Annotated in this window: 4 protein-coding genes and 1 pseudogene; 2 read left to right on the top strand and 3 right to left on the bottom strand. The window is 49.4% G+C overall.

All coding sequences use genetic code 11. The features are described from left to right. The coding region (locus tag ACLH1U_RS25075) for a sugar phosphate nucleotidyltransferase (protein ID WP_411299512.1) at positions 1 to 232 on the bottom strand (232 nt) is incomplete at its 3' end. Positions 233 to 1,308: 1,076 nt separating this feature from the next. On the opposite strand from ACLH1U_RS25075, the gene ACLH1U_RS25070 reads away from it, so the two are divergent. Next, positions 1,309 to 2,313: an NAD-dependent epimerase gene (locus ACLH1U_RS25070; RefSeq protein ID WP_334080409.1), complete on the top strand. Its 1,005-nt coding sequence runs from the start codon at positions 1,309 to 1,311 to the stop codon at positions 2,311 to 2,313. A gap of 399 nt (positions 2,314 to 2,712) precedes the next feature. Then, on the top strand, positions 2,713 to 2,835 hold the full coding sequence (locus ACLH1U_RS25065; protein WP_000429184.1) for a small membrane protein: 123 nt from the start codon (positions 2,713 to 2,715) through the stop codon (positions 2,833 to 2,835). A 422-nt stretch (positions 2,836 to 3,257) separates the two neighbouring features. Here ACLH1U_RS25065 and ugd read toward each other — a convergent pair whose 3' ends face one another. Beyond that, positions 3,258 to 4,424: a UDP-glucose 6-dehydrogenase gene (ugd, locus tag ACLH1U_RS25060; RefSeq protein WP_000704810.1), complete on the bottom strand. Its 1,167-nt coding sequence runs from the start codon at positions 4,422 to 4,424 to the stop codon at positions 3,258 to 3,260. Between the two features lie 163 nt (positions 4,425 to 4,587). Beyond that, a pseudogene (locus ACLH1U_RS25055) lies at positions 4,588 to 4,735 on the bottom strand (phosphomannomutase CpsG); the annotation flags it as partial.

The raw sequence follows: 4,735 nt of genomic DNA, 5'->3' as shown, positions 1-4,735 counted from the left end.
TGTTGTTGGACAGCCTGTTGAGCTGGCGCAGCTGTTCGGCCACCAGGAAGCGGTGCTCTTCGTTACAGATGACCATCGGTTCATGGATTTCAAGGCCCGAGAGTCGGGTGACGGTTTCCTGCAGCATGGAGTTCTGCCCGAACAGCCGGAGGAACTGTTTCGGGTAAAGCTCGCGAGACATCGGCCAGAGACGACTGCCGGTACCACCAGCCATAATTACAGGAAGTAACATAATGAAATCCTTAAATAAATAATTGCTTTATTTTACTATCAATCAATCGACCGTCGGGTGGAATGGCCTTTTTCAGGCACGCTACCGCCATTGGCTGTCGCAACCAAAATGCGTACTGCTCCCGTGCTTCAGGCTAAACGCCACCCTTTTTCGCTTCAGGCTATCGGCAGAACGTTCACTCAGTGGCCTGAAAAGCCAGCCTGACGGAACGGGTGTCCTGAAAACCTAAAAGCAGAGATATGTCATGGGACATATCTCTGCTTTTAATGTGCATCTGTCCTCACCTGGCCGCGAAATGCCCCACACTTTCCGCATTTGCCGCCGGGTTAACCATCAGGACTTTCTCATTTACGCAGGGTATCACGCGTGCGCTTTCCGCCACCGAAGAAAGGGAAACGGGCGGCCTGCCGGTGTCAGCAAGCGTCAGAAAGGAGCGTCCACGATGCGGGGAAAGATAAGAAGAGACATCGCTATCGCCGCCAGGGAGACAACGCGCGGCCAGGCTTGATGGCCCTTTGCACATGGCGACGGCGCTTTGTTCCGACAGGAGGGATAAACGACTCATGCTCTACACTGCACATTCCACAAAGAAAATCGTCCGCAGATTATAGCGCTGGTCGCGGGGAATAAAAATAAAAAAGCCTACTGATTAATGGATTACTCAAATAATACACATTATAAACATTCACTAAACAAACAAAACCAATCTAATCCATTGATATTAATCAAAAAATCAGAGAAAACACTACAGAGATTTTGCCCATTTGCTAAATCATCCGCTGACGAAAATATATCTTTAAACAAAATTACGCCATACCGGGGGGATTGGCGACCTTTATGATTGCGCCATGAGTCGCTAAACCGCTGACAGGTCACAAGGTTATTATTCGACAGCTAACAGTCAAATGAGAAACGTTGTTATTTATCAGCCTTTGCCACCACGATTTTGCCAGAAAAAAGCGCCCTTCACTTCACGCCTGGCGGATAAGACGCGGCAAAGCAAGTGATCCCAGCCGCAAGCCAGTGTAAAATCGGCCCTTATGTAGAACGGGATATCCACACCCCGGAGGAAAAATATGAAGTTTTTGGTCACTGGTGCCGCAGGTTTTATCGGCTTTCATATCGCGCAGCGCCTGCTGAATGAAGGGCATGACGTTGTCGGGATCGACAACATGAATGACTACTATGACGTCAGCCTGAAGCAGGCCCGTCTGGAGCGCCTGTCCTCTCCGGCATTCCATTTCCAGCAGCTGGATCTTGCCGACCGTGAGGGTATGGCGACGCTGTTCGCCGCAGAACAGTTTGACCGCGTGATCCACCTGGCGGCCCAGGCCGGCGTGCGCTATTCGCTGGAAAACCCGTATGCCTACGCCGACGCAAACCTGATGGGATACCTGAATATTCTGGAAGGCTGCCGCCATACCAAAGTGAAACACCTGGTATACGCCTCCTCCAGTTCGGTTTACGGCCTTAACCGCAAAATGCCGTTCTCCACGGAGGATTCCGTCGATCATCCGGTTTCCCTGTACGCCGCCACCAAGAAAGCCAATGAGCTGATGGCGCATACCTATTCCCATCTGTACGGCATCCCGACCACCGGGCTGCGCTTCTTTACGGTCTATGGTCCGTGGGGCCGCCCGGATATGGCGCTGTTCAAGTTCACGAAAGCGATGCTGGCAGGGAAAAGTATCGACGTTTACAACTACGGCAAGATGAAGCGCGATTTCACCTATATCGACGATATCGTCGAGGCGGTGGTGCGCGTTCAGGATGTGATCCCGCAGGCCAATGCCGACTGGACCGTTGAGAGCGGTTCCCCGGCCACCAGCTCCGCGCCGTACCGGGTCTATAACATTGGCAACAGCTCGCCGGTGGAACTGATGGATTATATCACCGCCCTGGAAGAAGCTCTGGGGATGGAAGCGAAGAAGAATATGATGCCGATTCAGCCGGGCGATGTGCTGGACACCAGTGCAGACACCCAGCCGCTGTATGACCTGGTGGGCTTTAAGCCACAGACATCAGTGAAAGAAGGCGTGAAGAACTTCGTGGAGTGGTATAAGGATTACTATCAGATCTAACCTGTCTCTGCCCTGCCGCAATCCGCTGATTGCGGCAACGGATAAGCATCCCGTATTGTCTTCCTTTATCATTCATTTCTTTACCCGAGCCTGGCACAGGCTATACTTTTTTGTGCTAAAGAATAATTTTTACTGGTTTTAACGACGGTGCTGAAACCAGTTTCATCTGCCCGCCAGCGAAAAAGCCAACAACTTTAAGCCCGGTCCCCTGCTATCACTCTTTTCAATACTATTTTTAATGGCTCCCCCAGCATTTTCTCCTGATAAATAAAAGACATTACTTTCTGTAGGAATTTTCTTAAGAACAGGATATGTTAGAGATCGCAATTCAGCGCTTCCGGGCTGAAGTGTTGCTTAACATGCTAATGATTCAACCAACAAAAAGCTGTGGTAGATATTATGGAAAACCTATTTTTCTTAGTGGTCGCTGCCATACTACTTGCTGTGTCTGTTTTCTTTTTAATTTCATATCTGAAAGACAGAAAGAAAACAAAACTGACGTTTAATAAACGCAAGTGGTAAGACTCGCTCCATATTGCATTTAGATTAAGATAATATTAAGAGATAAAAAAATGATATGACAGAATGACCGTTCATTCTGCGTTTTGGCGTGGCCTTAAGGCAAGAAAAAATAACGTTACTCGCGCCCTGTTCCTCATATTTCCTCAGGGCATAAATAACAAAAGCCTGCGTTGCAGGCTTCGTTTTACCTCCCGGCGCTTATCTCCGGCATCTACATCACAGTGACGGTAGCTCTTCACAAGGTAAGTTTAACTTATCGGACCTGTTTTCAACCCGCAACGGGTTTTGAGCAGGATCGTAATGTCCATCACAATTTATTGAGGTTAATCTGAATGTGCGAGAAATACGCGCAGTGAGGGATATAGCGGGGAGATAAAAAAGCATACTGGCGGCGGGGAGCCGCCAGTGTCAGACAGGCAGAATTAATCGTTACCAAACAGATCGCGGGTATAAACCTTATCCGCGACATCCGCCAGCTCTTCCGCCATACGGTTAGAAATGATCACATCCGCCTCTTGTTTGAAGGCATCCAGGTCGCGCACGACGCGGGAGTTGAAGAACTCATCTTCCTGCATCACCGGTTCATAGATAATAACCGGGATACCTTTCGCCTTGATGCGCTTCATGATGCCCTGAATAGAAGAGGCACGGAAGTTGTCTGACCCGCTCTTCATGATCAGGCGATACACACCCACCACTTTTGGCTTACGGGCGAGAATAGAATCCGCAATAAAGTCTTTACGGGTACGGTTGGCATCGACGATAGCCGCGATAATGTTGTTCGGGACCGATTCGTAGTTCGCCAGCAGCTGCTTGGTATCTTTCGGCAGACAGTAGCCGCCGTAGCCAAAGGACGGGTTGTTGTAGTGGTTGCCGATACGAGGATCCAGGCATACCCCTTCGATAATCTGCTTGCTGTTCAGCCCCTGGCTTTCAGCATAGCTGTCGAGTTCGTTGAAATAGGCAACGCGCAGCGCCAGATAGGTGTTAGCGAACAGTTTGATCGCTTCCGCTTCGGTGGAGTCGGTAAACAGGGTCGGGATATCCTGCTTGATCGCACCTTCTTTCAGCAGGTCTGCGAAACGTTCGGCACGCGCAGAGCGCTCACCGATGACAATACGCGACGGGTGCAGGTTGTCGTACAGCGCACGACCTTCACGCAGGAACTCAGGAGAGAAAATAACATTATCAATCCCTAAACGTTCTTTGATGTCGCGGGTGAACCCCACCGGGATGGTCGATTTAATGATCATCACCGCATTCGGGTTGATCTCGGTGACATCGCGAATAACCGCTTCCACCGTAGAGGTGTTGAAGTAGTTAGTTTTGGGATCATAATCGGTCGGCGTCGCAATGATCACGTAGTCGGCATTACGGTACGCGTCGTGCTTGTCCGTGGTGGCGCGGAAATTTAACGGTTTTTCTGCCAGATATTCCTGAATCTCTTTATCGACAATCGGAGAGATCTTCTGGTTAAGCATATCCACTTTGGCCTGTACGATATCCAGGGCCACCACTTCGTGGTTTTGCGCAATCAGGATACCGTTCGATAAACCAACATAACCTGTACCGGAAATAGTAATTTTCATTCGATTACACTTTAATCAGTTAACTGGGTAATGGCGGATAGCCACGAAATTAAATAATGCTGTGGGCGGTTTTACGCTTTGACCAGTGGGATGTCAAGAATAAGCCATAAGGTCAATAATACGATTAAAATCTGACCCTATGGCTTCCATTATGGATAATGCATTACTTGAGAAGAGCTAAAATCTCTTCGGTTTTTGCATTCATCAACGCCGTATCCGCTCTGGACTCAACGTTCAGGCGCACCACCGGCTCCGTGTTGGATGTGCGCAGGTTAAAGCGCCACTCAGGGTATTCAATACTGATACCGTCC

This window comes from Klebsiella sp. 1SOBk5mer, assembly GCF_046603115.1.
Lineage (GTDB): Bacteria > Pseudomonadota > Gammaproteobacteria > Enterobacterales > Enterobacteriaceae > Klebsiella > Klebsiella quasipneumoniae.
The sequence above is the reverse complement of the archived record's forward strand: the minus strand, read 5'-3'. Positions and strand labels throughout refer to the sequence as shown.

Excerpts from the sequence above, each read along its gene's own strand:
- ACLH1U_RS25070 (WP_334080409.1), top strand. The coding sequence starts at position 1,309 with ATGAAGTTTTTGGTCACTGGTGCCGCAGGTTTTATCGGCTTTCATATC.
- ACLH1U_RS25065 (WP_000429184.1), top strand. The coding sequence starts at position 2,713 with ATGGAAAACCTATTTTTCTTAGTGGTCGCTGCCATACTACTTGCTGTG.
- ugd (WP_000704810.1), bottom strand. The coding sequence starts at position 4,424 with ATGAAAATTACTATTTCCGGTACAGGTTATGTTGGTTTATCGAACGGT.